This window comes from Vibrio sp. 1401, from assembly GCF_033340295.1.
Map to the genome: position 1 here is coordinate 1 of NZ_JAWOWF010000367.1, position 700 is coordinate 700.

Below are 700 nucleotides of genomic sequence, written 5' to 3' on the forward strand. Positions count from 1 at the left end.
AAATCTGTTACTACTTTGAAGCTGCGGCGCAAATGAGTAAGCAAGAGCGTGAAAACCTCGTGGTTTCTGTACCAAGCGGTAACTTTGGTAACCTAACAGCAGGTCTATTAGCAAAAGCGCTAGGTTTACCTATCAAACGTTTTATTGCTGCTACCAACGCGAATGACACGGTGCCTCGTTACCTCGAAACGGGCAAATGGGAGCCAAAACCAACGGTTGCAACCACTTCAAATGCGATGGACGTGAGCCAACCGAACAACTGGCCGCGTATCGAAGAGCTATGCCGTGTGAAAGAGTGGGGCCTAGAGACACTAGGTAAAGGCGCAGTTTCTGATGAACAAAGCGCACAATCAGTAAAAGACTTGTACGCATTAGGCTACCTATGTGAGCCACACGGTGCGATTGCTTACCGCGTATTGGAAGAGCAACTACAAGAAGGTGAAACGGGTCTGTTCTTGTGTACTGCGCACCCAGCGAAGTTCAAAGAGGTTGTAGATGATATTCTTCAGACGGATATCGAACTGCCTGCACCACTAGCTAAACATGCTGCGATGGAGTTGTTGTCTGAAGATCTTGATGCGGATTTTGATGCACTAAAAACAGTATTACGCCGCGTTCAGTAACCAAAACTGAATATGCGATAAAAGGTGGGGCATTGTCTCCGCCTTTTTGTTTTTATAGGCTTGGTCTCGGGCAGAAA

General features: G+C 47.0%; 1 pseudogene. It reads left to right on the plus strand.

The annotated features are described in order from the left end of the window. Positions 1-623, plus strand: a pseudogene (locus R7Z77_RS25670) (threonine synthase); the annotation flags it as partial. Positions 624-700 lie beyond the last annotated feature (77 nt).